Source organism: Pseudomonas sp. BJP69 (assembly GCF_007633355.1).
GTDB lineage: Bacteria > Pseudomonadota > Gammaproteobacteria > Pseudomonadales > Pseudomonadaceae > Aquipseudomonas > Aquipseudomonas juntendi.
In genome coordinates, this window is record NZ_CP041933.1 from 5,571,471 (window position 1) to 5,597,068 (window position 25,598).

Below are 25,598 nucleotides of genomic sequence, written 5' to 3' on the forward strand. Positions count from 1 at the left end.
CAAATTACCAGGAAGAATCCCTATCCACCCAGCCGCGCTGTTCGAGCTGAGCCTGAAGGTCTTCGTCCTTCGAAAAATGCACGTTAGTTAACGCGCCGTCAGCAACCGGTACGACCGTACGACTCGGAGCCTTCGGCACCGATTTTTCCTTTGCTAGAGGTGAAGGTGCTATTGCGGTCTGTGTAAGTAGCGAAAGATGAGCCCGGTCCGCCCGGCGAGCCAAGTCGTAGCTCATCATCTGAGCGATTTGGTCTTTTGTAGGCATCATGTCCTCGAAATCAGCAATCTGAAGAGGATCACCGCTTCGAAGGGCCTCGATGGGCTTGTGCAAAAGCCTCATTTGATTGTCATACACCTGCTGAAGCACGGCTGGCGTAATGGCGTCGATTCCTTCCCAAATAACATGACGCTGCGCAAGCATAAGCAGTTTCGCTAGGAAATCTGTATTGCCCTGGGTGAGATCATAGATCTTGGACAGGAGGTCACTCGTCAGGGGAGCGCAAGATTCCGTCCAGTCATAGGCCCAGAGTTGGGACACCAAGTGATGCCAAAACGGATCGTCTTCGCTGAAACGGTCAAAGGCGATTGGTCCCATCCCCGCCGCTCTTCGGGCATTACGCAACACACCAGAAAAAAGCGGAAGCATTGCGTTGGTCCCTACATAGACAAGCGGAACGCCCGCATCATTGGATAAAGTTACGAAGAAATTCAGTAACTTTTCCCGATCCTGCCCCCCTCGCGACGAGCAAAGATGCTGCATTTCATCAATTATCAAAGCACCGATAAAAAAGGTTTTGCACAGCTGACTGATGTGCTGGAGCATTACGCTGATGCTGTTGGCGGCACCGCCCCTGCGAGAGTATTTTTCGACACCTAACGCAGCGTCCAGTGCAGAGAAGAATGCTGCGCAAAAACCGCGCAACGAGCCATCGTGAGGGCACTCAATCTTTAGCCACACAACCTGGGTTTCGATGAGAATCGCGTCTTTATATCTGCTGTTACTGATCACCTGCGGATAAAGCCTTGCTATGGAATTAAGCGCTGTGGTCTTGCCCATACCACTCAAGCCAATCAGGGTCATCGTCTCAGCGGTGGACATGAATCCATGGCGCTTGGCATCTGCTGAGGAAGGCAATCGATGCCTAACAGATGAGGCCAACAGCGGATTGCGGCCCGAATAGCCGTAGCGGATCAGCTGGCTGAATAGGTCTTCGAGGCGCAAGTGGATTTCGAATGGAACCACAACATCTTTGAGCCGGTTGATCCCATGGCCGCGAAGCTTCGGTGGCAACGCTCGTTCGGCCTCGTCGGGCTTCGGCGGAAGGTTCCCAACACGCCTCACCACATCAACATCCGAGAGAATTCTAGGCAAGCATTCAATCAGCGGGTTGCCATCATATTGAGGCATGCCTGTAGGAATATATTCTGCGGGGGAGAAGGTCAAATCGTTCATGTCTCTGTCTCGCTACCCTCGCTGACTACCAGTTTCAGAAACGCCGCGCTTCTTGTGGAACTGGGCCTGCCGGTGACTGGCCTAGAATTTTCTCCCGCAAGGGGCGTGTGATCCACAACGCGTAGCTGATTCAGATCAGCGGTATGGGAATCGCGCTCGGTCTGAGCTTCGGTCGCACGCTTGGCACGTTTGTCCCGCTTGAAATCTGCATTCGATTTCGGGTCACCCTGTGCGGCACGTTTGGCTTTGGCCCGGTCAAGGATTTCCTCTTGCCGCCCCCTTACCAGCGCCGCAGTATTGTCACTGTCATAACGGGCATCCGGCGATACTTGGTTCAAGACATGGACCATATCAAGAACCTCCTCCATACGGAGTCCACCATATTTCTGCCGTTGCTGCGGTACAATAGTTAAAGCCTCAAAACCTGCTTCGGACTTGATCCAACAATTTTCAATAGAGTTAGGATCGTAGAATACTCGAACATACTTCGTCCGCAGATTGTGTGAGCGCTCCAACCACTCCTCACGCAAGGCTGTTTGACATGTATATTGGACGCCTTGGAAAACAATACCGCCTCGACTGATACGACACTCTTGAGAGGGCAGTAAAGCAATTTTCAACTCAGCCGGAGAAACCACTTTAGAATTGATAGGACTATTAGCTTTAGACCAATTCCAAACTGCTATAGGCGTCGCTTCTATACCGTCGGCAATCATCTCGCGACTTAATAGGTGTGGTATGCGTAGGCTCTTATTGTGCGCCAAGACCCCTACAATAACCATTTCTGTGAACTCGTCGATATCCAAAATCGCATCGAGTTGGTAGTCCCTATCACCACGCTCCATTTTACGAGCATCTACTCCGCCTGGAACAAATTTCAAGTCCAGGTGTTCATTGATCAGACGGAAGCGGCTTTCGATGATCCCTTTCCAATCAGGCCTAAAGGGGGGCAAAATTTGCACCGCTAGTCCCAAGCTTTGCGACAGCGTTGCCCCAGCCTCACTTAGAAGTTCGGCCCGGTCAGCAACAATTTCGACTGGCAAGTGCGAGCACGGCCAGTCAGCCTCATCTATTTCAACATTGTATCGCTTGCAAAAATCGACCTTTGGGGTGCAAGCATTGTATATCGCGTGTCGAGCCCCATTCCAACTGGGACCCTCAAGGCCCACGTGAATCCCTACAATCATTCTAGTAAAGGTATCGACGACCACATAAAGTATGGGGCGTCCTATGAGCCATAGCCTGTTAACGCGATGCACTAAATATACATCAGCGATGGTGGAATCTATCTCATATCGATGGGTCGCACCCATCAGGCCTTGGGAAGCTGCGCCAACGATAGCACGATGATCTTTGTTGTATCGAACAGAACCGCCACGCACCTTAAGTTTATAAAGATCATCGAAAAAAAGCTTACCGTGATATCTGAGCTGGGTAGTAGTCGGGTAACTGCCGCGTACAATATTCCCTTTCGAGCCGTCTGGCAGAGTCTCTCTATAAAATTTGTTTAACATCCACTTATGTGCATCTTTCAGGGTGCCGCATTTGCCGCTAGCAACCCGCCCGTAAGCCAAACGGATATGAGAGAGATGGCGCGGTTCGAGCGTGATAGCACCACCATCATTGACAACGACACCACGATACTTACGCGGCCTACCGGGGATAATGCCTGAGGATCGATCCTTTTTCTTTCCCCGACCACCGCAAGCACTAGTGTTCCATAGAAACGCGTTAGGTGTCTGCCCCATGCTCCAGTAGCGGTATAGAAGCCGGTATATCTGTTTACGCTCTACTCCTGCCTCTAGGGCATGCCTAGCAACCAGCTTTCCAAAACCCGGTCCAAGAATTTCCAAGGCGGAGCGATCTTCTACTAACCCTCTTATAAGGCTCCAGTTACGATTTCGGCTCGATTTTTCATTTTCACTAATTTCATCATCACTTCTGAGCAGATGTAAGGGCACCATTTCTCGACTTAAGATTGCGCGCCCTGCGTCAATATCGTCAATCAAAACGGACCGCTCGATCTGCCACGGCTTGCTGGGATTCGTACTCAGCTCAATCACAATTACAGAAGCATCATCTATGCCTAAAATCCGAACCGCTTTTTTTAGTAGGCTAGGTTCTTCGCCAGGAGTGACAATGCTGTTGATTTTAAGATCAAGCATGATGGGAAACCTCGTTTGGCAGAGACAAAGCCGCTGACCTTTGATTCGGCCATACGTGCAACGGCTGCGACATGCTTATTATTTTCGAGGTAAGATCTGACTCTAAACGACCGTTCCATAGCAGGTGATGGAAGAGGCGCTTTACCCCCATATATTCAATGTAAAGGTCACGAGACGCTTTATCCAAAAGAATTTTTAACGGTATTTGATCCGTCTTTGCCTCCTCAATGTATCCAAGCAAATTGCCGATGTTCTTCTCCGTCGGTAACGAGGGATGAATACTGGCGTATGTCCTGAGAATCTTGAGGTTCGCTAATTTTATCTTTGAGAGGTTTTCATGCAGGACCAGCTTCCAGTCCACCCCCCTCATTGCCCAGTATTTTTCTTCGATGGCTAGCTTTTCTGCTATTCGATTACGCGCCTGAAGATCAGCTTGCTCAAACTCTTTTCGGTATTTCACTGATCGAGCAGCTAGCCTTGTTTCGCCAGAGGAATCTAAGAAGGTAACGAGAAAGTCCGTCGTCATAACGACAGGTATTTGCGTGCCAGGATATACAGGGTGGCGACAGTTAATACTTGAGGCAATTGCTTGGGTCTCAGCCTGTGTCAGCAGAGGATACTGCTCTCGGATATCGATGATCGAGGCATCGTGCTCAAGTACAGTTAAGTAATCTCGCTCTGCATTGGACAGCAGGTGGTGTGTGCGGTGAATTTTAACTCCCGCGATCATATGAGAGACACCCTTTGATTTGATCTCCCACACTTTGATCCATGGCTTATAGGAATCTCTGACTCCACACCCACGACCCGATTGAATTTTCTTATCTATTTTTGCCTGGGTCATCAGCTTGCGATGTGCAGCCTTGACCGGAGCTATGGGCATGGATGCCATTGTTCGAGTCGCTCAAAATTGGGCGACCCGCTCGACCGGGACGAGGACAGGTGTCGTGCACAGGGGACACCCCAGAGAGCGGGCTAAGCCAGGACAACAGTCACAGCGTTGGGTAGAGGATTGTCACCCGAATCTCCAAGGCCTGGCTCCGGCCCGATGTGCGGTCAGAGCCTGCCTTGTGACAACCTTTATTACGTTGTGACAACCTTTATTGTTTTGTGACAACCTTTATTATTCAAAAACAGCTCAAGCCCCCGCGCCTATCCGTTACTCAACCGTAACCGACTTGGCCAAGTTACGCGGCTGGTCCACATCGGTGCCTTTCAGCACAGCCACGTAGTAAGACAGCAACTGCAGCGGAATGGTGTACAGAATCGGCGCCAGGGCATCGGCGATGTGCGGCACCTGGATCACGTGGGTGCCCTCGCCATTGGTCATGCCCGCATGTTCGTCCGCGAACACCACCAATTCACCACCACGGGCCCGTACTTCCTGCAGGTTGGACTTCAGTTTCTCCAGCAGTTCGTTGTTCGGGGCAACGGTCACCACCGGCATATCGTTGTCCACCAGTGCCAATGGGCCATGCTTCAGTTCGCCAGCTGGGTAGGCTTCTGCGTGAATGTAGGAGATTTCCTTGAGTTTGAGTGCGCCCTCCATCGCCACCGGGTATTGGGCACCGCGGCCGAGGAACAGGGTGTGGTGCTTGTCGGCGAACAGCTCGGCGATTTTCTCGACGGTGGCGTCCATGGCCAAGGCTTCGCCAAGGCGCGTGGGCAGGCGGCGCAGCTCTTCGACCAGGTCGGCTTCGACACCGGCCGGCAAGGTGCCGCGGACTTGGCCGAGCGCCAGCGTCAGCAGCATCAGCGACACCAGCTGGGTGGTGAAGGCCTTGGTCGAGGCCACACCGATTTCCGGGCCAGCGAGGGTCAGCAGGGTCAGGTCCGACTCACGGACCAGCGAGCTGATACCCACGTTGCAGATCGCCAGGCTGCCGAGGAAGCCCAGCTCCTTGGCGTTGCGCAGGGCAGCGAGGGTGTCAGCGGTTTCGCCAGATTGCGAAATGGACACAAACAGGGTGTCTGGCTGCACCACCACCTTGCGGTAGCGGAATTCACTGGCCACTTCCACCTGGCAGGGGATGCCGGCCAGGCCTTCGAGCCAGTAACGGGCGACCATGCCTGCGTGGTAGCTGGTACCGCAGGCAACGATCTGCACATTGCGCACTTTGGCAAACAATTCTGCAGCCTGGGGGCCGAAGGCCTGGACCAGAACGTGATCTTTACCCAAGCGCCCTTCCAGCGTGCGCTGAACCACGGTTGGCTGCTCGTGGATTTCCTTGAGCATGAAGTGGCGGTAGTTACCCTTGTCGGCGGCCTCGGCGCCTTCATGGTACTGCACGGTTTCGCGCTGGACTTCGTGCCCGGCCTGGTCCCAGATGGTGACCTGATCGCGACGGATCTCGGCGATATCGCCCTCTTCCAGGTACATGAAGCGGTCGGTCACCTGGCGCAGGGCCAGTTGGTCGGATGCCAGGAAGTTTTCGCCCAGGCCCAGGCCGATCACCAGGGGGCTGCCGCTGCGTGCGGCGAGCAGGCGATCAGGCTGGTGGATGCTGACCAGCGCCAGACCGTAGGCACCGTGCAGGCGTTTCACGGCCGCCTTCAGCGCATCTGCCAGGTTCGGCACGCTTTTCAGGGTATGGTGAATCAGGTGCACGATGACTTCGGTATCGGTCTGCGAGGCGAAGACATAGCCCAGGCCCTTCAGTTCTTCGCGCAGCTCTTCGTGGTTCTCGATGATGCCGTTGTGCACTACCGCTACTTCATTAGCAGAGAAGTGCGGGTGGGCATTGCCTTCGGTGGGTGCACCATGCGTCGCCCAGCGGGTGTGGGCGATACCCAGCCGGCCACTCAGCGGCTCGGCAGCAACGGCCGCTTCCAGCTCGCTGACCTTGCCGATACGGCGGCGACGCTGCAGCTGGCCGTCCTGGGTGAGCACGGCCAGGCCGGCGCTGTCGTAGCCACGGTACTCAAGCCGCTTGAGGCCTTCGATCAGGATGGCGGTGATATTACGTTCGGCGACGGCACCAACGATTCCACACATGAATTATTGCTCCTGGCTGATCGCGGCACAGATCAGGTTGATGCCGCGGGCTTGAATGTGTTCGCGTGCCGCTGCGGGCAGGCGTTCATCTGTAATAAGGGTATGCACGCTGCCCCAGGGCAGCTCGAGGTTGGGGATCTTGCGCCCCACCTTGTCCGACTCGACCATCACGATCACTTCGCGGGCGACCTCAGCCATTACCCGGCTCAGGCCAAGCAACTCGTTGAAGGTGGTGGTGCCCCGCGCGAGGTCGATGCCATCGGCACCGATGAACAACTGGTCGAAATCGTAAGACCGCAGGACCTGCTCGGCGACCTGCCCTTGGAACGATTCGGAGTGCGGGTCCCAGGTCCCGCCGGTCATAAGCAGTACCGGTTCGTGCTCGACCTCGCTGATGGCGCGAGCCACATTCAACGAATTGGTCATCACCACCAGGCCGGGCTGGCGGCCCAGTTCCGGAATCATAGCGGCGGTCGTGCTACCGCTATCGATGATGATACGAGCATGCTCGCGTATACGCCCCACCGCTGCACGGGCGATAGCCTTCTTGTAGGCAGAGACTGGTTGCGCGGGTTCGCTGAGCATTTCCTGCGGTACCGGTACTGCACCGCCGTAACGGCGCAGCAGCAGGCCGTTCGCCTCCAGCGCGGCAAGGTCCTTACGAATGGTCACTTCCGAGGTTTCGAAACGCTTGGCCAAGGCATCCACACTCACTTCGCCCAGCTCGCTGAGCATGGCCAGGATGTTGTGGCGGCGTTGAGGGGTGTTTCGTTTCGACATGATCTGTTAAATTTCGTTTCGAAAGATAATGATTGCAATCAAAACCTAAGATGAGCGATTCGTCAAGCTGTGCATAACTTTACTGGCGGCAATTTTTCTTTGGGGAGCGGCGGTGCGGCAATCCGACTTGCCCGCTCCCACACTGGCCGCGCCCACATATCGGGTTGCATAGCGCACAAAAAAGCCGACTTATTCACATAGGTCGGCTTCGAGGGAAGCAGCTGTGGATAAATCAGATCTTCTTAATCTTCTCCGGCCGCTTCCAACCTGGGATGTTGCGCTGGCGTGCCCGGGCCACTGCCAGATCACCTGCTTCAACAGCCTGCGTAATGGTAGAACCGGCGGCGGTAGTGGCGCCGGCCTGGATTTCCACAGGCGCTACCAGCGAGTTGTTCGAACCGATGAATACATCCTCACCCATCACTGTCTTGAACTTGTTGGCACCGTCGTAGTTGCAGGTGATGGTACCTGCGCCAATGTTGGTACGGGCGCCGATTTCGGCATCGCCCAGGTACGTCAGGTGGCCAGCCTTGGCACCCTCTCCAAGGTGAGCGTTTTTCAGTTCTACAAAGTTACCCACATGGGCTTTGGCATCCAGTACGCTGCCAGGGCGCAAGCGGGCAAACGGGCCGGCATCGCTGCCCTCGCCCATTACCGCACCCTCAAGGTGACTGTTGGCCTTGACCACAGCCCCTTTGCGCAGGGTCGTGTTCTTGATTACACAGTTGGGACCGATCTGCACATCGTCCTCGATGACCACTTTGCCCTCGAGTACAACGTTGATGTCGATCAGCACGTCACGACCGACGGTCACCTCACCGCGCACGTCGAAGCGCGCCGGGTCACGCAGGGTTACACCCTGGGCCATCAGGCGACGCCCTTCACGCAACTGGTAGTGGCGCTCCAGCTCGGAAAGCTGGCGACGGTCGTTGGCCCCCTGCACTTCCATTGGATCGTGGGGCTGCTCGGTAGCCACCACCAAACCATCGGCCACCGCCATGGCGATGACGTCGGTCAGGTAATACTCACCCTGGGCGTTGTTATTCGACAGACGACCCATCCAGTCAGCCAGGCGCGCCGCTGGCAGCGCCAGAATGCCCGTGTTGCCTTCGTTGATCGCTTTCTGCGCTTCGCTGGCATCCTTGTGCTCAACGATGGCGGTGACATTGCCTTGCTGATCGCGAACGATGCGGCCATAGCCGGTCGGGTCGTCGAGGGTGACCGTGAGCAGGCCCAGTTGCTGGTCATTGGCCTTGGCCAGCAGCCGCTGCAGGGTCTCCACTTCGATCAGCGGCACGTCGCCGTACAGTACCAGCACAGTATCGGCAGTCAGCGCTGGCAGTGCCTGTGCAACGGCGTGGCCGGTACCCAGCTGTTTATCCTGCATGACGAAATTCAGGTCATCGGCGGCCAGGCGCTCGCGGACCAGTTCGGCACCATGGCCAATGACCACATGAATACCTTGCGGCTGCAGCTGGCGCGCGCTGTGGATAACATGGCCGAGCATGGAGTTGCCGGCGACCGGATGCAGCACTTTGGGGAGCGCCGAACGCATGCGCGTGCCTTGGCCTGCGGCGAGAATAACGATATCGAGGGACATTACTGGCTACCAATCCTGGGCGGTCAGCTGCGTGACCAAAATAGAAATTCGCAAAAAGAAAAAGGGTAGCCGAGGCTACCCTTTAACTCAATCGCACTGGCAGTAAGCGGCCTGGGCCGGATTACTTGCCTCTGCGCATTTGCTGGACAGTACGCAGCTGAGCAGCCGCCTCGGCCAGACGTGCGGCTGCAGCGCCGTAGTCGAAGTCCGAGCCTTTAGTGTTCAGCGCGTTCTCGGCAGCCTTGAGGGCTTCCTGAGCCTGAGCTTCGTCCAGGTCGGCAGCACGTTGCACGGTGTCGGCAAGAACCTTCACCATGTTCGGCTGCACTTCGAGGAAGCCACCGGAGATGTAGAACACCTCTTGAGTGCCACCCTGCTTGGTCAGCGTGATCGGACCTGGCTTGAGATTGGTGATCAGCGGCGCGTGGCCTGGAGCGATACCCAGATCGCCCAGGTTGCCGTGCGCTACTACCATCTCGACCAGGCCGGAGAAGATTTCTCCTTCCGCGCTGACGATGTCGCAATGGACTGTCATAGCCATCTGCTTGCCTCAACCTGATTAGCGCCCCTTGCGGGGCGCCGGGATTACAGTTTCTTGGCTTTCTCGATCGCTTCGTCGATGCTGCCGACCATGTAGAACGCTTGTTCTGGCAGGTGGTCGTAGTCACCTTTGAGGATGCCGCTGAAGCCAGCGATGGTGTCTTTCAGGGAAACGTACTTGCCTGGCGAACCGGTGAAGACTTCGGCCACGAAGAACGGCTGCGACAGGAAGCGCTGGATCTTACGAGCGCGGGCTACCAGTTGCTTGTCGCTTTCGGACAGTTCGTCCATACCCAGGATCGCGATGATGTCCTTCAGCTCTTTGTAGCGCTGCAGAACATACTGAACGCCACGAGCGGTCTCGTAGTGCTCGTTGCCGATCACGTTCGGGTCCAGCTGACGCGAAGTCGAGTCCAGTGGGTCGACCGCTGGGTAGATACCCAGGGAGGCGATGTCACGGGACAGAACGACGGTGGCGTCCAAGTGGGCGAAGGTGGTCGCTGGCGACGGGTCGGTCAAGTCGTCCGCAGGTACGTATACGGCCTGAACGGAGGTGATCGAACCTTCCTTGGTGGAGGTGATGCGCTCTTGCAGAACGCCCATCTCTTCAGCCAGGGTCGGCTGGTAACCTACTGCAGAAGGCATACGGCCCAGCAGTGCGGATACTTCGGTACCGGCCAGGGTGTAACGATAGATGTTGTCGACGAACAGCAGAACGTCGTTACCTTCGTCACGGAACTTCTCAGCCATGGTCAGGCCGGTCAGCGCTACGCGCAGACGGTTTCCTGGTGGCTCGTTCATCTGACCGTAGACCAGCGCTACCTTGTCGAGAACGTTGGAGTCCTTCATCTCGTGGTAGAAGTCGTTACCCTCACGAGTACGCTCACCCACACCAGCGAACACGGAGTAACCGCTGTGTTCCATGGCGATGTTACGGATCAGTTCCATCATGTTAACGGTCTTGCCGACGCCGGCACCACCGAACAGACCAACCTTACCACCCTTGGCGAACGGGCAAACCAGGTCGATAACCTTGATGCCGGTTTCCAGCAGGTCGTTGCCGCCTGCCTGGTCAGCGAACGAAGGCGCTGGCTGGTGGATACCGCGACGCTCTTCTTCGCCGATCGGGCCGGCTTCGTCGATCGGGTTGCCCAGTACGTCCATGATGCGGCCCAGGGTGGCCTTACCAACAGGAACGGAGATGGCAGCGCCGGTGTCGACGACATCCAGACCGCGCTTCAGGCCTTCGGTCGAGCCCATCGCAATGGTACGAACCACGCCGTCGCCCAGCTGCTGCTGAACTTCCAGGGTGGTTTCCGCGCCTTGTACTTTCAGCGCGTTGTAAACACTCGGCACGACGTCACGTGGGAATTCCACGTCGATGACGGCGCCGATGATTTGAACGATACGTCCGCTACTCATAGCTGGATCCTCTGATTTTTTGAACCGTTAAACCGCGGCAGCGCCGCCGACGATTTCCGAGATCTCCTGGGTGATCGCAGCCTGACGCGCCTTGTTGTAGATCAATTGCAGCTCTTTGATCAAATCACCGGCGTTGTCTGTGGCGTTTTTCATGGCGATCATCCGGGCTGCTTGTTCAGCAGCGTTGTTCTCGACCACCGCCTGGTAGACCTGCGACTCCACGTAACGCACCATCAAGCCGTCCAGCAGCTCTTTTGCGTCGGGTTCGTACAGGTAGTCCCAGTGGTGCTTGAGTTCCTGATCCGGGGTTGCCACCAACGGTACCAATTGCTCGACCGTCGGTTTTTGGGTCATGGTGTTGATGAACTTGTTCGAAACCACCGAGAGGCGATCGATACGGCCGTCCATGTAGGCGTCCAGCATCACTTTGACGGAGCCGATCAGATCATTGATCGACGGCTCTTCGCCCAGGTGGCTGATCGCGGCTACAACGTTGCCGCCAAAGATGCGGAAGAAAGTCGCACCCTTGCTGCCGATCACGCACAGGTCGATTTCCACGCCCTGTTCGCGGTTTTCGCTCATGTCCTTGACCAGGGCCTTGAACAGGTTGGTGTTCAAGCCACCGCACAAGCCACGGTCACTGCTCACCACGATATAACCGGCGCGCTTTACAGGGCGCTCGATCATGAACGGGTGGCGGTATTCCGGGTTGGCGTTGGCCAGATGACCGATCACCTGGCGGATACGCTCCGCGTAAGGACGGCTAGCAGCCATGCGCATTTGTGCCTTGCGCATCTTGCTGACCGCCACTTTCTCCATGGCGCTGGTAATTTTTTGCGTGCTTTTGATGCTCGCAATCTTACTGCGAATCTCTTTTGCGCCTGCCATGTATCACCTATCAGGTTAGCAAGCGGGGGCCGGAGCCCCCGCTGCGGCTTACCAGGTCTGGGTGGCCTTGAACTTCTCGATACCGGCTTTCAGGCCTGCGTCGATTTCGTCGTTGAAGTCACCCTTCACGTTGATCTTCGCCATCAGTTCGGCGTGATCACGGTTGAAGAAGGCGATCAGTGCTTGCTCGAAGCTACCGACCTTGGAGACTTCCACGTCAGTCAGGAAACCACGCTCAGCGGCGTACAGCGACAGAGCCATGTCCGCGATGGACATCGGCGCGTACTGCTTCTGCTTCATCAGCTCGGTTACGCGCTGACCATGCTCCAGCTGCTTGCGGGTCGCTTCGTCCAGATCGGAAGCGAACTGGGCGAATGCAGCCAGTTCACGGTACTGAGCCAGAGCGGTACGAATACCACCGGACAGCTTCTTGATGATCTTGGTCTGAGCGGCACCACCTACGCGGGATACCGAAACACCGGCGTTCACTGCAGGGCGGATGCCCGAGTTGAACATGGCCGATTCCAGGAAGATCTGACCGTCGGTGATGGAAATCACGTTGGTCGGAACGAACGCGGAAACGTCGCCAGCCTGGGTTTCGATGATCGGCAGGGCGGTCAGGGAACCGGTCTTGCCAGTGACTGCACCGTTGGTGAACTTCTCGACGTATTCTTCCGAAACGCGCGATGCACGCTCCAGCAGACGGGAGTGGAGATAGAACACGTCGCCTGGGTACGCTTCACGTCCTGGTGGACGGCGCAGCAGCAGGGAGATCTGACGGTAGGCAACGGCCTGCTTGGACAGGTCATCGTAAACGATCAGTGCGTCTTCGCCGCGGTCACGGAAGAACTCGCCCATGGTGCAGCCGGCGTATGGCGCCAGGAACTGCAGTGCGGCGGATTCCGAAGCACTGGCAACAACCACGATGGTGTTGGCCAGGGCGCCGGTTTCTTCCAGCTTGCGAACGATGTTGGCAACGGTGGAGCGCTTCTGGCCGACAGCAACATAAACACAGAAAATACCGGAGTCTTTCTGGTTGATGATGGCGTCGATGGCCATGGCGGTCTTACCGATCTGACGGTCGCCAATGATCAGCTCGCGCTGGCCACGGCCGACAGGGATCATGGCGTCGACGGACTTGTAGCCAGTCTGTACAGGCTGGTCTACCGACTTACGCCAGATCACGCCTGGAGCCACTTTCTCGACCGCGTCGGTCTGGGTGTTGCCCAGCGGACCTTTGCCATCGATCGGGTTACCCAGTGCGTCAACGACGCGACCCAGCAGTTCCTTACCAACAGGAACTTCCAGGATGCGGCCGGTGCACTTGGCGCTCATGCCTTCGGCGAGGGTGTCATAGGCACCCAGGATCACTGCACCTACGGAGTCTTGCTCCAGGTTCAGGGCCATACCGTAGACGCTGCCAGGGAACTCGATCATTTCGCCGTACATGACGTCGGCCAGACCGTGGATCCGCACGATACCGTCGGATACCGAAACAACGGTACCTTCGTTACGGGCTTGGGAGCTCACATCGAGGTTGTCGATGCGGCCCTTGATGATTTCACTAATTTCGGAAGGATTGAGTTGCTGCATTGCTCTGCTGCCCCTTCAAACTCAAGATTTCAATGCTTCGGCCAGTTTCGCGATTTTGCCGCGAACAGAGCCATCGATTACCAGGTCACCTGCGCGGATGACGACGCCGCCAATCAGGCTGGCATCCTCCGACGCGTGCAGGCGCACTTCCTGGCCTAACCGTGCACTGAGAACCTTGGCGAGTTTGTCTTGCTGTTCTTGGTTCAACGCGAAGGCACTGGTGACTTCCACGTCCACGGATTTCTCTTGCTCGGCCTTGTACAGGTCGAACAGGGCGGCAATCTCCGGCAGAAGCAGGAGACGGTCGTTTTCCGCGGCAACATGAATGAAATTCTGTGCCTGTGCATTGAACTTGTCACCGCACACGTCAATGAACGTGGCGGCCTTTTCTGCGCTCGTCAGTCGCGGGGCCTTGAGCAGGCGCTGCATGGTGTCGTCTTGCGACACCGCAGCAGCCAGGCCGAGCATGGCTGACCAATTGGCCAGTTGCTGATGGGCCTGGGCGTGCTCAAAGGCAGCCTTAGCGTAAGGTCGGGCCAACGTGGTCAGTTCTGCCATGATCGCCCTCGCTTAAATTTCAGCGGCCAGTTTGTTAACCAGCTCCGCATGCGCGTTTTGATCGATTGTGGCGCCAAGGATCTTTTCAGCACCGCCAACGGCCAGGGCACCCACTTGGGCACGCAGGGCGTCTTTAGCACTGTTCAGTTCCTGTTCGATCTCGGCCAGAGCCTGAGCCTTCACACGGTCAGCTTCGACGCGGGCCTGTTCACGGGCTTCCTCGACAAGCTGAGCAGCGCGTTTCTTGCTTTGCTCAATGATTTCGGCTGCCTGTGCCTTAGCTTCACGCAGTTGCTGACCCGCTTTTTCTTGGGCCAGCTCCAGGTCGCGAGCTGCGCGGTTGGCAGCGTCCAAGCCGTCGGCAATCTTCTTTTGGCGCTCTTGCAGAGCAGTGATGACCGGAGGCCATACGTACTTCATGCAGAAGAGTACAAAAATCAAGAAGGCAACGGATTGGCCAATCAGGGTTGCATTAATATTCACGCCAACACCTCGCTCGGTCTTTGGTTCATCACAGCTATCAACTCGTGGTTACGAGTGATTAGCCGGCGATTTGACCAACGAACGGATTCGCGAAGGTGAAGAACAGAGCGATACCAACACCGATCATGGTTACGGCGTCGAGCAGACCGGCAACGATGAACATTTTAACCTGCAGCATTGGAACCATTTCTGGCTGGCGAGCAGCGCCTTCCAGGAATTTGCCGCCCAGCAGGCCGAAACCAATGGCGGTACCCAGAGCACCCAGGCCGATCAGCAGAGCAACAGCGATAGCGGTCAGACCAACTACAGTTTCCATCTTTCCTCCCGACTTTTACGTCGTATTGGTTAGGTTTTTAAGTTGAAGCGGTAAAACAAATCGTTTGGTACAGCATGCCCTTGCGGACTTTTTAAGCCCTCCCCCCAAACGAGCGGGGAAGGCTATCAGACACGCCAGGCGGTCTTAATGGTTATCTTCGTGCGCCATCGACAGGTAGACGATGGTGAGCATCATGAAGATGAAAGCTTGCAGGGTGATGATCAGGATGTGGAACACCGCCCACGCCCATTGCAGCACGACACCCAGGCCGCTCAGCCACAGCAGGCCGGAACCGAACATGACCGCGATCAGGATGAACACCAGTTCGCCGGCATACATGTTGCCGAACAGACGCAGTGCCAGCGAGATCGGCTTGGCGATCAGGGTGACGAACTCGAGCAGGAAGTTGACCGGGATCAGCAGGATCTGCACGAAGATGTTCTTGCTGCCGAACGGGTGCAGGGTCAGCTCACCGATGAAGCCGCCCAGGCCCTTGACCTTGATGCTGTAGAAGATGATCAGCGCGAATACGCAGAACGCCATGGCCAGGGTCGCGTTCGGGTCGGTGGTCGACACGGCGCGGAACGGAATGTGCGGATCACCGGAGATCAGGATGGCCAGCTGAGGAATCCAGTCGACCGGTACCAGGTCGACGGCGTTCATCAGGAACACCCAGACGAAGATGGTCAGCGCCAGCGGTGCGATGACCGGGCTACGGCCGTGGAAGGAGTCCTTCACGCTGCCGTTGACGAAGTCGACCATCACTTCCACGAAGTTCTGCAGGCCGCCAGGCTGACCGGAGGTGGCCTTCTTGGCCGCCATGCGGAAGATGAACAGGAAGATCAGACCCAGCGCGACGGACCAACCCAGGGTGTCCAGGTGGAACGCCCAGAAGCCCATTGCCTTGGCTTCTGCAGCCGAATGGGCAAAGCCCCAGCTGCCGTCTGGTAGTTGACCGTAGGTCAGGTTCTGCAAGTGGTGCTGGATATAGCCCGAAGCGGTTTCTGCTGCCATGGTTGCCTCAAACGCCCTAAGGTCTCGAAAGTCTTTTATTCATCAGCAGGGGCGCGAACCAGCTGACCAAAAGGGTCAACACGAAGACGCCGAATACTGCTAGCGGCGCCAGTGGCTTCACTCCTGCGAAGGTCAGTGCAAAAAGCACTGCCGTCAAAATCATCTTGCCTGCCTCGCCAGCGTAGAACGACTTGACGATGGCTTGTGCCGCCCGAGCTCCGCTAAAGCGAAAAGCCTTCCAGGCGAAATACACGTTGGGCAGCCAGGCAATCAAACCTCCGCAAAGGCCTGAATATCCACTGACCGCCCCTTTCCACTGCCACAACACCAGGGTCGCCAGCAGGAATACGACAAATTGAGCCAGCAGTACCGGAAAAACCGCCCAGCGATGGAAAGGCAGGCGGTTTGGCGTGCGGATTTCCATCACAACTGCTCCTCGGAAGTCGACCAACAAGTCAGTGATGACTTGGCATAATTTGTGCCGACAAAATGCGCGCAGAGTATAGGGGTGGTTTAACCCCTATTCAACTCTTCGGTAGTGATTTCCGACTGCCCGCTACAACAGCAATTGTTTCAGCGGATGTGTGCAAGCACACCTTGCAACTCGTCAAGCGAGTTGTAGCGAATAACCAATTGGCCTTTGCCCTTGTTGCCGTGGCGAATCTGCACAGCCGAGCCCAGGCGCTCTGCGAGCCGCTGTTCAAGGCGCGCGATATCCGGATCAGGTTTGCCCGGTTCGGCCGGTTCAGGCTTGTCGCTGAGCCACTGGCGAACCAGTGCTTCAGTTTGGCGCACGGTGAGGCCACGTGCGACAACATGACGCGCCCCCTCTTCCTGGCGATTCTCATCCAACCCGAGCAATGCGCGGGCATGACCCATTTCCAGGTCGCCGTGGGCGAGCATGGTCTTGATCGCCTCTGGCAAGGTAATCAGGCGCAGCAGGTTGGCCACGGTGACCCGCGACTTGCCGACCGCATCGGCCACCTGTTGCTGAGTCAGTTCGAACTCCTGCTGCAGCCGCTGCAGGGCCAGCGCCTCTTCCAGCGGGTTGAGGTCTTCACGCTGGATGTTCTCGATCAGTGCCATGGCGATGGCGGCCTCGTCGGCCACTTCGCGGACCATGGCCGGGATGGTGTCCAGGCCGGCCTGCTGGGTGGCACGCCAACGGCGCTCACCGGCAATGATCTCGTAGCGGTTATCGCCGATCGGGCGCACCACGATCGGTTGCATCACCCCATGGTTGCGAATCGAGTGGGCAAGTTCTTCCAGCGCCTGTGGGTCCATGTCCCGGCGTGGCTGATATTTGCCACGCTGGATCAGTTCGACCGGCAGGTGCTGAAGCTCCTTCTGGTCGATCTTCACAGCCTGCTCTTCGAGCGCGCTCACGGTAGGACCACTGAGCAGTGCATCCAACCCACGTCCGAGACCCCGTTTCTTGACGGCCATACGGATTCCTTAAGTTGTCTGTGCAGTGCGCGACTGACGGCGTTGCCGGCGAACCAGTTCCCCAGCCAGCGCCAGATAAGCCAGGGCGCCACGCGATTGCTTGTCGTAGGCCAGGGCCGGCATGCCGAAGCTGGGCGCCTCGGCCAGGCGAATGTTGCGCGGAATGACCGTGTCGTAAAGCTGGGGCCCGAAGTGCTCCTTGAGCTGGGCCGACACATCGTTGTTCAGGCTCAGGCGGGGATCGTACATGGTCCGCAGCAAGCCCTCGATCTTCAGCTCCGGGTTCAGCCTGGCAGCGATGCGCTTGATGTTATCCACAAGGTCACTGAGACCCTCCAGTGCGTAGTACTCGCACTGCATGGGGATGATCACGCCATCGGCTGCGACCAGGGCGTTGAGCGTAAGCATCGACAGCGACGGCGGGCAATCGATCAGGATGTAGTCGTAGTTGTCACGGATGGGCGCCAGCGCGTTGCGCAGGCGGCTTTCCTTGACCTGCATTTCCAGCAGCACCACTTCGGCGGCGGTCAGGTCGCGGTTGGCCGGCAGCAACTGAAAACCACCGTGCTCGGAGTAATGCATGGCCTGGGCCAGGTCGCACTCCCCGATCAGCAGGTCGTAGACCGAGTGCTCGAGTTCGTGTTTGTCCACACCGCTGCCCATGGTGGCGTTGCCCTGCGGATCGAGGTCGATCAGCAGCACACGACGCTTGGTTGCGGCCAGCGAGGCGGCGAGATTGATACAGGTGGTGGTCTTGCCTACACCACCTTTCTGGTTCGCGATTGCGAATACCTTAGCCATTGATGCGCGTGTTCCCAGTCATGCCTTGCGGCGCAGTATCAGCAGATGGCGCTGGCCCTGGCAACCTGGAACGGTCAGGGCCTGTTCGCTTTCCACTGTGAAGTCTGCGGGCAATGCTACCAGTTCATCGGCAGGATGCAGCCCCTTCATTGCAAGCCATTGCGTCCCGGTGTCGCCCAGGTGGCGGGTCCAGTTGGTGAAGTTCTCCATGCTGCTGAAGGCACGGGAGATGATCCCATCGAACGGTTGTGCAGGTTGGAACGCCTCGACCCGGCTGTGGATAACCGTGAGGTTGTCCAGCTTGAGTTCCATTTTCACCTGGGTCAGGAAGCGGGTTTTCTTGCCATTGGCATCGAGCACGGTTACCCGCTTGTGCGGGTGCAGGATAGCCAAAGGAATACCAGGCATACCACCACCACTGCCGACATCCAACCAGTTGTCCCGCGCGCTGTGGATAAACGCCATGACGCTCAGGCTGTCGAGCAGATGCCGCGAAACCATCTCGTCCGGGTCGCGCACGGCGGTCAGGTTGTAGGCTTTGTTCCATTTGATCAACAAGGCCAGGTAGCCGAGCAGTTTTTCATGCTGCTCGGCACTCAGTTCTACACCAAGCTGCCGCGCACCTGTGGACAACTCTTCAGCATGTTGCGGGGTAACCAGGGCACTCAAGCGCTTTGCTCCAATTCGCGGCCAGCGCCGCGTTTTTTCAAGTGAATCAGCAACAGGGAAATCGCCGCCGGGGTCACGCCTGGAATGCGCGATGCCTGGCCCAGGGTTTCCGGGCGGGTCTGGCCCAGCTTGCCCTGGATCTCCTTCGACAGGCCGGAAATGGTCGTGTAGTCGATATCCACAGGCAACCGGGTGTCCTCGCTGGCACGTAGGCGAGCGATCTCATCCTGCTGGCGATCGATATAACCGGCGTACTTGGTGCGAATCTCGACCTGTTCGGCGACCTGTGGATCGATTGCCTCACCGCCGGTGGCCTCGATCAGGCCGGCGTAGTCGATTTCCGGGCGGGCCAGAAGGTTGAGCAAGCTGTACTCGTGGCTGAGCGGCGTGCCGAACTTATCCACAATGGCTTGGCCTTGTTCGGTATTGGGTCGTACCCAGGTCGACTTCAGGCGCTGCTCCTCGCGCTCGATACCGTCGCGCTTGGCGCAGAAGGCCGCCCAGCGCTGGTCATCGATCAGGCCCAGTTCACGGCCCTTTTCGGTCAGACGCAGGTCGGCGTTGTCTTCGCGCAGAATCAGCCGGTACTCGGCACGCGACGTAAACATACGGTACGGCTCCTGGGTGCCCAGGGTAATCAGGTCGTCGACCAGTACGCCGATGTAGGCCTCGTCACGGCGAGGGCACCAGCTGTCACGGCCTTGTGCCCGCAGCGCGGCGTTGGTCCCGGCCAGCAGGCCCTGGGCGCCGGCTTCTTCGTAACCGGTGGTGCCATTGATCTGGCCGGCGAAGAACAAGCCGCCGATGACTTTGGTCTCGAGGCTGTACTTGAGGTCACGCGGGTCGAAGTAGTCGTACTCGATGGCATAGCCAGGGCGCACGATGTGGGCGTTTTCCATGCCACGGATCGAACGGACCAGTTCCAGCTGCACGTCGAACGGCAGCGACGTGGAAATACCGTTCGGGTACAGCTCATGGGTGGTCAAGCCCTCGGGCTCGATGAACACCTGGTGGCTTTCCTTGTCGGCGAACCGGTGGATCTTGTCTTCGATCGATGGGCAGTAGCGCGGGCCCACACCTTCGATCACGCCCGAATACATGGGCGAGCGGTCGAGGTTCGAGGCAATGATCTCGTGGGTACGCGCGTTGGTATGGGTAATCCAGCAACTGACCTGGCGCGGGTGCATTTCGGCATTGCCCATGAACGACATCACCGGTATGGGCGTATCGCCTGGTTGCTCGGTCATGACCGAAAAATCCACCGAACGACCGTCGATACGTGGTGGCGTACCCGTTTTCAAGCGGCCCACGCGCAGTGGTAGCTCGCGCATACGGTGTGCCAGCGCGATCGAAGGCGGATCACCGGCACGACCACCTGAATGGTTTTGCAAGCCGATGTGGATCAGGCCGCCAAGGAAGGTACCGGTGGTCAGTACCACCGATTCGGCAAAGAAACGCAGACCCATCTGGGTCACCACGCCTTTGACCTGATCCTGCTCGACGATCAGGTCATCGCAGGACTGCTGGAATATCCACAGGTTTGGCTGGTTCTCCAGGATTTCACGAACCACCGCCTTGTAGATGGCGCGGTCGGCCTGGGCACGGGTTGCCCGTACAGCTGGACCTTTGCGGTTATTCAGAACGCGGAACTGGATGCCGCTCTTGTCGGTAGCCAACGCCATGGCGCCGCCCAGGGCATCGATCTCTTTGACCAGATGGCTTTTGCCGATACCGCCGATAGCGGGGTTGCAGCTCATGTGACCGAGGGTTTCCACGTTATGGGTCAACAGCAGGGTTTTCACACCCATGCGTGCTGACGCAAGCGCAGCCTCGGTACCGGCATGGCCGCCGCCGATGACGATCACTTCAAAACGGGAAGGGAAATCCACCACGCACCTCGTGCCTGTTTTTGCGAATAGAGAAGGTAAGCCGACAAGTATAGGGACTTACCCCCCCTTAAAGAAACCGTCTGAGCAAATTTTGACCAGTCTGTGGATGAGTGGCACACAACAGAAATCAAAGAAGAGAAATTTATAAAAGCTTTGTTTTTATGTTTATTCTTATGCACAGCCTTATCTGTGGATAAACCTTTGCAGGCTTTGAATTACGTCATGTACAGAGAAATTAAACCCTGTGGTTGGAATGGCCTGAGGGGTATGGATAACGTGATTTAGCCTGTGGATTAAATGCCTGTTTACCCACAGGGGGTTTTGTCCTCAGAAAAAAAGCATGCTTATCAACGGAGCTGAAGGCGGGTTTTCCACAGGGCTCCTGAGCGCATTTCCAAGCTTGTGTATGAAAAATTGTGAGCCTGTACTGGCCTTCTGGCAGGTAAACCCGTTCCCACAGGAGGGCGGAACAAGCATGGCAAGCAGGAAGCTTGTGGGTGCTGGCAGGCCGGCACGGCAGATGCGTGAATTCCAGGCAAAAAAAAGCCGCTCCCGAAGAAGCGGCCATTGGCAGTGCCCGGCTGTGGATTATTTGCCAATACAGAAGCTGGAGAAGATCCGCCCCAGCAAATCATCCGAACTGAATGCCCCGGTGATCTCGCCCAACGCATGCTGGGCCTGACGCAGGTCTTCCGCCAACAGCTCTCCCGCGCCCGCCAGGGTCAGTTGTGCGCGGCCATGCTCCAAGTGCTCACTGGCCTGGCGCAACGCTTCCAGGTGGCGCCTGCGGGCGCTGAAACCGCTCTCGGCAGTCTGTTCATAACCCATGCAGGCCTTCAGGTGGTCGCGTAGCAGCTGCAGGCCTGCGTCATTGCCCTTGGCGCTGAGGGTGATCGTGACGTGGCCATCATCGCTTTGTTCCAGCCCTACCCGCTCGCCACTCAGGTCTGCCTTGTTACGGATCAGCGTAACCTTCGCCGGGTCTGGCCGCTGGTCGAGAAACTCTGGCCACAGGGCAAACGGGTCGCTGGCTTCGGGCGCTGTGGAGTCGACCACCAGCAATACCCGGTCAGCCTCGCCAATGGCCTTCAGCGCCCGTTCCACACCAATCTTTTCCACATGGTCATCGGTGGCCCGCAACCCGGCGGTGTCCACCACATGCAGCGGCATGCCATCAATGTGGATATGTTCGCGCAAAATATCCCGTGTGGTGCCGGCAATGTCTGTGACGATCGCCGCTTCGCGCCCGGCCAGCTGGTTCAGCAGGCTGGATTTACCGGCATTGGGCCTGCCGGCGATAACCACCGTCATGCCGTCGCGCAGCAATGCACCCTGCCCGGCCTCGCGCTGCACGGTGGATAACTCTCGGCGTACGGTATCGAGCATCGAAAGCACGTGGCCGTCGGCGAGGAAGTCGATCTCTTCTTCAGGGAAGTCGATCGCTGCCTCGACGTAGATGCGCAATGCGATCAACGCCTCGGTCAAACCATGCACACGCTTGGAGAACTCTCCCTGCAGCGAGCGCAGGGCGTTGCGGGCCGCCTGGCTGGAGCTGGCCTCGATCAGGTCGGCAATGGCTTCGGCCTGCGCCAGGTCGAGCTTGTCGTTGAGGAATGCGCGCTCGCTGAACTCACCTGGGCGGGCCAGCCGACAGCCAACTTGTACACAGCGCTGCAGCAGCATATCCAGCACCACCGGGCCACCGTGGCCCTGCAGCTCAAGCACGTCCTCGCCGGTGAACGAATTGGGCCCGGGGAAGAACAACGCGATCCCTTCGTCCAGTACCAGCCCTTCCTCATCGCGGAAGGGGCCGTAATGGGCGTGGCGCGGGGTAAGCGTACGGCCGGTGATCAATTGCCCAGCCTTGGCGGCCAGGGGCCCGGACAACCTGACAATCCCCACCCCGCCGCGGCCCTGGGCGGTGGCGATGGCTGCGATGGTTTCACGCACAATGTTCATGCTCGAAAGCCTCTACGACAACAACGACAGATAGCAAAAACGCCCCACTAGGGGGCGTTTTTATTCACAGGCTAGCGTAGCAGCCCGTCAGGCAGCAGCTTTTTTCGTGGCTGCTTCGATGCGACGTGTGATGTACCACTGCTGCGAAATCGACAAGCAGTTGTTCACAACCCAGTACAGCACCAGACCCGCTGGGAACCACAGGAAGAAGAAGGTGAAGATGATCGGCATCATTTTCATCACCTTGGCCTGCATCGGATCCGGCGGCGTTGGGTTAAGGCGTTGCTGGATGAACATGGTGGCGCCCATGATGATCGGCAGGATGAAGAACGGATCCTTGATCGACAGGTCGGTAATCCACAGCATCCATGGCGCCTGGCGCATTTCAACGCTTTCCAGCAGCACCCAGTACAGGGCCAGGAACACCGGCATCTGCACCAGGATCGGCAGGCAGCCGCCCAACGGGTTGATCTTCTCTTTCTTGTACAGCTCCATCATCGCCAGGGACATCTTCTGGCGATCATCACCGAAGCGCTCTTTCAACGCGGCGAGTTTCGGTGCAACGGCACGCATGCGCGCCATGGAACGGTAGCTGGCAGCCGACAACGGGAAGAACAGGCCTTTGATCAGCATGGTCAGCACGATGATCGACCAGCCCCAGTTGCCCAGCAGGCTGTGGATATGTTGCAGCAGCCAGAAGATCGGCTGGGCGATGAACCACAGGAAGCCGTAGTCGACGGTCAGTTCCAGGCCTGGGGACAATTCCTTGAGCTTGGACTGGATCTTCGGACCGGCATACAGCATGGCGCTGGTTTCAACCTTGCCACCGGCAGGTACGTTCAGTGCCGGGCCGGTGTAGCCGATGATGTAGTTGCCTTGGCTGTCCTTGCGCGTCTGAACAACGTTGTTGTCCGACTTGGCCGGGATCCACGCGGTCACGAAGTAGTGCTGCAGCCAGGCTACCCAGCCACCAGACACATTTTCTTTCAAATTGCCCTTGTCCATGTCCTTCATCGAGACCTTTTTGTAAGGCTCGGAAGCTGTCCACAGGGCTGCACCCAGGTAGGTGGCGGTGCCGGTCGCAGTGCTCGAAGACGGATCGCCGCTGGCGTCACGCTTGAGCTGGGCAAACATGTTGCCGCTCCACGGCTGGCTGCTCTGGTTGTCGATCAGGTAGCTGACATGCAGGTCGTACTCACCGCGCTTGAAGCTGAAGCGCTTGATGTAGTTGACGCCGTTGTCGCTGAACTTGAGGTCGACCACCAGTTGCTGCTGGCCGTCAGCCAGTTGGTAGCTTTTCTGCTCGGCGGCATACAGTGGGCGGCCGCTGGCGCGGGCATCCGGGCCGTTGGCGCCGGTCAGGCCACTTTGTGCCAGGTAGACACGCTCACCACCATTGTCGAACAACTGGAACGGGATGTCCGGGTGGTCCTGGCGGCGGGGGTATTTCGGCAGGTTCAGCTGGACGATGTCACCACCAACCGGGTCGATAGCCAGCTCAAGGACGTCGGTCTTGACGCGGATCAGGTCCTTGCTGAGTGCGACCGGTGCCAGTTCGGCAGGGCTGGAGTCGGCGTTGGCGCTCGGTACATCGGCGCTGGCACCGTTGTTACCGGCCGGCACGCCATCGGGCAAGCCCGGCGCAACAGTGCTGGCAGCAGTATTCTGAGTCGGCAAGGCAGCTTGGCCGTAGTCATCGTTCCACTTCAGGACCATGACGTAGGACACGACTGCCAGCGCGGCGATCAGGATCGTGCGTTTAATATCCATGATTACTCGGCTATCGAAGAAGTTCGGGAGGAAGGAGCGGGTGGAACGGGGTCGAAACCGCCTGCATTCCACGGATGACAACGCCCCAGGCGACGAACAGCCAGCCACCCACCACGCCACAAGCCATGATTTTCGATGGCTTCGTAGGCGTAACAGGAGCAGCTGGGGAAGAAACGACAGTGGCTGGCCATCAGAGGACTAATGGCGTAACGGTAAAACTGGATCGGAACGAGCGCCAGTTTACGCATCTTGGCTGTCTACCCCTGCGCAATTGGCGGTGACTACTGGTGCTGGGCGGGAGCGCGCCAGGCGTTTCCAGAGTTTGCCAAAGTGTTGGTGCAATTCCGGGTTTTCTACTTCACCCAATCCCTTGCGCGCGACGATCACGATGTCCAGGCCGGCGAGTAACTGCTGGTTCAGACGAAAGGAATCGCGCATCAAGCGCTTGAGGCGATTGCGTTGAACGGCGAGTTTGACGCTTTTCTTGCCGATCACCAGGCCCAGCCGTGGGTGATCGAGGCCGTTCTCGCGAGCAAGGATAAGCAGGTTTTTCCCTGGAACCTTGCCGGTTGGGGAGTCGAAGACCGCTTTGAAATGCCGGGGTGTAAGCAGTCGCTTTTCCCGACTGAAGTCCTGACTCACCACCTGTGCCGAAAAATCAAATGGCCAGACGCTTACGGCCTTTGGCACGACGACGCGACAGAACAGCGCGGCCGTTCTTGGTAGCCATACGGGCACGGAAACCGTGAGTGCGCGCGCGCTTGATGGTGCTTGGTTGGAAAGTACGTTTCATGGCGTGTTACCTGGTTTGTCGACGACGGGCCGGGATGGCCCCCTTTTTACGAGACCGGCGATTCTAGAGAAAGCAAGCCCGTAGGTCAATTTCCAACCAGTCTTTCCCTATAGAGCATGTGATGGACGGCAACTGCTCGGCCATGACCCCAGGGTGCTTGATCGAAGGTACGCGTTGGGGACAACATGAAAAAAAAGAAGAGAGATATAAAAAGCTTTTCTGATAAACCTATAAAGCTTAGGTGGATAACTTTCTGTGGATAACCTACTTCAGGCCACGGTTAATGGGATGTACAGCGTTTCATAAGTATGTTGTGAACCCGTGCTGCGCTTGTTTCGTAGGTGGTTGCAACCTGTGGATTAAATAGCCTGTTATGCACAGGTGAATTATCCACAGGCCAGAACCCAGGGTTGTGCATAGCCCTCATGGCGGGTTATCCACAGAGCTTATCAACACAGCCTTCA

General features: G+C 57.5%; 24 protein-coding genes. All 24 read right to left on the reverse strand.

What is annotated here, in order from left to right:
- Positions 1-4: 4 nt before the first annotated feature.
- Positions 5-1,453 carry an ATP-binding protein gene (locus FPB55_RS26015; RefSeq protein WP_144189568.1) on the reverse strand — a complete coding sequence of 483 codons (1,449 nt, stop codon included), beginning with the start codon at positions 1,451-1,453 and terminating at the stop codon, positions 5-7.
- A complete protein-coding gene (locus FPB55_RS26020) occupies positions 1,450-3,618 on the reverse strand; it encodes a Mu transposase C-terminal domain-containing protein (RefSeq protein WP_013974899.1) in 2,169 nt (722 codons plus the stop codon). Before FPB55_RS26020 ends, FPB55_RS26015 begins: the two co-directional genes overlap by 4 nt.
- Positions 3,611-4,510: a TnsA endonuclease N-terminal domain-containing protein gene (locus tag FPB55_RS26025; RefSeq protein ID WP_049798467.1), complete on the reverse strand. Its 900-nt coding sequence runs from the start codon at positions 4,508-4,510 to the stop codon at positions 3,611-3,613. Before FPB55_RS26025 ends, FPB55_RS26020 begins: the two co-directional genes overlap by 8 nt.
- A 267-nt stretch (positions 4,511-4,777) precedes the next feature.
- Positions 4,778-6,613, reverse strand: coding sequence for a glutamine--fructose-6-phosphate transaminase (isomerizing) (gene glmS, locus FPB55_RS26030; protein ID WP_054914016.1), 1,836 nt, complete (start codon positions 6,611-6,613; stop codon positions 4,778-4,780).
- A gap of 3 nt (positions 6,614-6,616) precedes the next feature.
- Entirely contained in the window at positions 6,617-7,396 is a 780-nt protein-coding gene (locus FPB55_RS26035; protein ID WP_174824181.1) for a DeoR family transcriptional regulator, read from the reverse strand.
- 229 nt (positions 7,397-7,625) lie between these two features.
- Positions 7,626-8,993 (reverse strand): bifunctional UDP-N-acetylglucosamine diphosphorylase/glucosamine-1-phosphate N-acetyltransferase GlmU, encoded by a 1,368-nt coding sequence (gene glmU / locus FPB55_RS26040; protein ID WP_144189570.1) that lies wholly within the window; start codon positions 8,991-8,993, stop codon positions 7,626-7,628.
- A 121-nt stretch (positions 8,994-9,114) separates the two neighbouring features.
- Positions 9,115-9,534, reverse strand: coding sequence for a F0F1 ATP synthase subunit epsilon (locus FPB55_RS26045; RefSeq protein ID WP_029886844.1), 420 nt, complete (start codon positions 9,532-9,534; stop codon positions 9,115-9,117).
- Positions 9,535-9,578: 44 nt separating this feature from the next.
- Positions 9,579-10,955, reverse strand: a complete 1,377-nt coding sequence (gene atpD, locus FPB55_RS26050) for a F0F1 ATP synthase subunit beta (protein ID WP_009684662.1) — start codon at positions 10,953-10,955, stop codon at positions 9,579-9,581.
- Between the two features lie 27 nt (positions 10,956-10,982).
- A complete protein-coding gene (gene atpG, locus FPB55_RS26055; RefSeq protein WP_009684663.1) occupies positions 10,983-11,843 on the reverse strand; it encodes a F0F1 ATP synthase subunit gamma in 861 nt (286 codons plus the stop codon).
- Positions 11,844-11,891: 48 nt separating this feature from the next.
- The gene (atpA, locus tag FPB55_RS26060) at positions 11,892-13,436 is read right to left on the reverse strand and encodes a F0F1 ATP synthase subunit alpha (protein ID WP_009684664.1); all 1,545 of its coding nucleotides are present in this window, start codon (positions 13,434-13,436) and stop codon (positions 11,892-11,894) included.
- A 21-nt stretch (positions 13,437-13,457) separates the two neighbouring features.
- A complete protein-coding gene (locus FPB55_RS26065) occupies positions 13,458-13,994 on the reverse strand; it encodes a F0F1 ATP synthase subunit delta (protein WP_003253191.1) in 537 nt (178 codons plus the stop codon).
- A 12-nt stretch (positions 13,995-14,006) separates the two neighbouring features.
- Positions 14,007-14,477, reverse strand: coding sequence for a F0F1 ATP synthase subunit B (locus FPB55_RS26070; RefSeq protein WP_003253189.1), 471 nt, complete (start codon positions 14,475-14,477; stop codon positions 14,007-14,009).
- A gap of 58 nt (positions 14,478-14,535) precedes the next feature.
- Positions 14,536-14,793, reverse strand: coding sequence for a F0F1 ATP synthase subunit C (atpE, locus tag FPB55_RS26075; protein WP_003097235.1), 258 nt, complete (start codon positions 14,791-14,793; stop codon positions 14,536-14,538).
- A gap of 144 nt (positions 14,794-14,937) precedes the next feature.
- Positions 14,938-15,807: a F0F1 ATP synthase subunit A gene (gene atpB, locus FPB55_RS26080; RefSeq protein ID WP_003260030.1), complete on the reverse strand. Its 870-nt coding sequence runs from the start codon at positions 15,805-15,807 to the stop codon at positions 14,938-14,940.
- Positions 15,808-15,823: 16 nt separating this feature from the next.
- A complete protein-coding gene (locus tag FPB55_RS26085) occupies positions 15,824-16,231 on the reverse strand; it encodes a F0F1 ATP synthase subunit I (protein ID WP_009684665.1) in 408 nt (135 codons plus the stop codon).
- 149 nt (positions 16,232-16,380) lie between these two features.
- Complete coding sequence (locus tag FPB55_RS26090; RefSeq protein ID WP_009684666.1) at positions 16,381-17,253, reverse strand: ParB/RepB/Spo0J family partition protein; 873 nt, start codon at positions 17,251-17,253, stop codon at positions 16,381-16,383.
- Positions 17,254-17,262: 9 nt separating this feature from the next.
- On the reverse strand, positions 17,263-18,054 hold the full coding sequence (locus FPB55_RS26095) for a ParA family protein (protein WP_009684667.1): 792 nt from the start codon (positions 18,052-18,054) through the stop codon (positions 17,263-17,265).
- A gap of 18 nt (positions 18,055-18,072) precedes the next feature.
- Entirely contained in the window at positions 18,073-18,723 is a 651-nt protein-coding gene (gene rsmG, locus FPB55_RS26100) for a 16S rRNA (guanine(527)-N(7))-methyltransferase RsmG (protein WP_009684668.1), read from the reverse strand.
- A complete protein-coding gene (gene mnmG, locus FPB55_RS26105) occupies positions 18,720-20,612 on the reverse strand; it encodes a tRNA uridine-5-carboxymethylaminomethyl(34) synthesis enzyme MnmG (RefSeq protein ID WP_009684669.1) in 1,893 nt (630 codons plus the stop codon). The genes rsmG and mnmG overlap by 4 nt, the downstream gene beginning before the upstream one ends.
- Before the next feature lie 588 nt (positions 20,613-21,200).
- Positions 21,201-22,571, reverse strand: a complete 1,371-nt coding sequence (gene mnmE / locus FPB55_RS26110) for a tRNA uridine-5-carboxymethylaminomethyl(34) synthesis GTPase MnmE (protein ID WP_144189572.1) — start codon at positions 22,569-22,571, stop codon at positions 21,201-21,203.
- An 87-nt stretch (positions 22,572-22,658) separates the two neighbouring features.
- Positions 22,659-24,341, reverse strand: coding sequence for a membrane protein insertase YidC (yidC, locus tag FPB55_RS26115; RefSeq protein ID WP_144189574.1), 1,683 nt, complete (start codon positions 24,339-24,341; stop codon positions 22,659-22,661).
- 2 nt (positions 24,342-24,343) lie between these two features.
- Positions 24,344-24,589: a membrane protein insertion efficiency factor YidD gene (yidD, locus tag FPB55_RS26120; RefSeq protein ID WP_009684672.1), complete on the reverse strand. Its 246-nt coding sequence runs from the start codon at positions 24,587-24,589 to the stop codon at positions 24,344-24,346.
- Complete coding sequence (gene rnpA / locus FPB55_RS26125; protein ID WP_029886846.1) at positions 24,582-24,986, reverse strand: ribonuclease P protein component; 405 nt, start codon at positions 24,984-24,986, stop codon at positions 24,582-24,584. The genes yidD and rnpA overlap by 8 nt, the downstream gene beginning before the upstream one ends.
- Before the next feature lie 13 nt (positions 24,987-24,999).
- Positions 25,000-25,134 (reverse strand): 50S ribosomal protein L34, encoded by a 135-nt coding sequence (gene rpmH, locus FPB55_RS26130; protein WP_003253163.1) that lies wholly within the window; start codon positions 25,132-25,134, stop codon positions 25,000-25,002.
- Positions 25,135-25,598 lie beyond the last annotated feature (464 nt).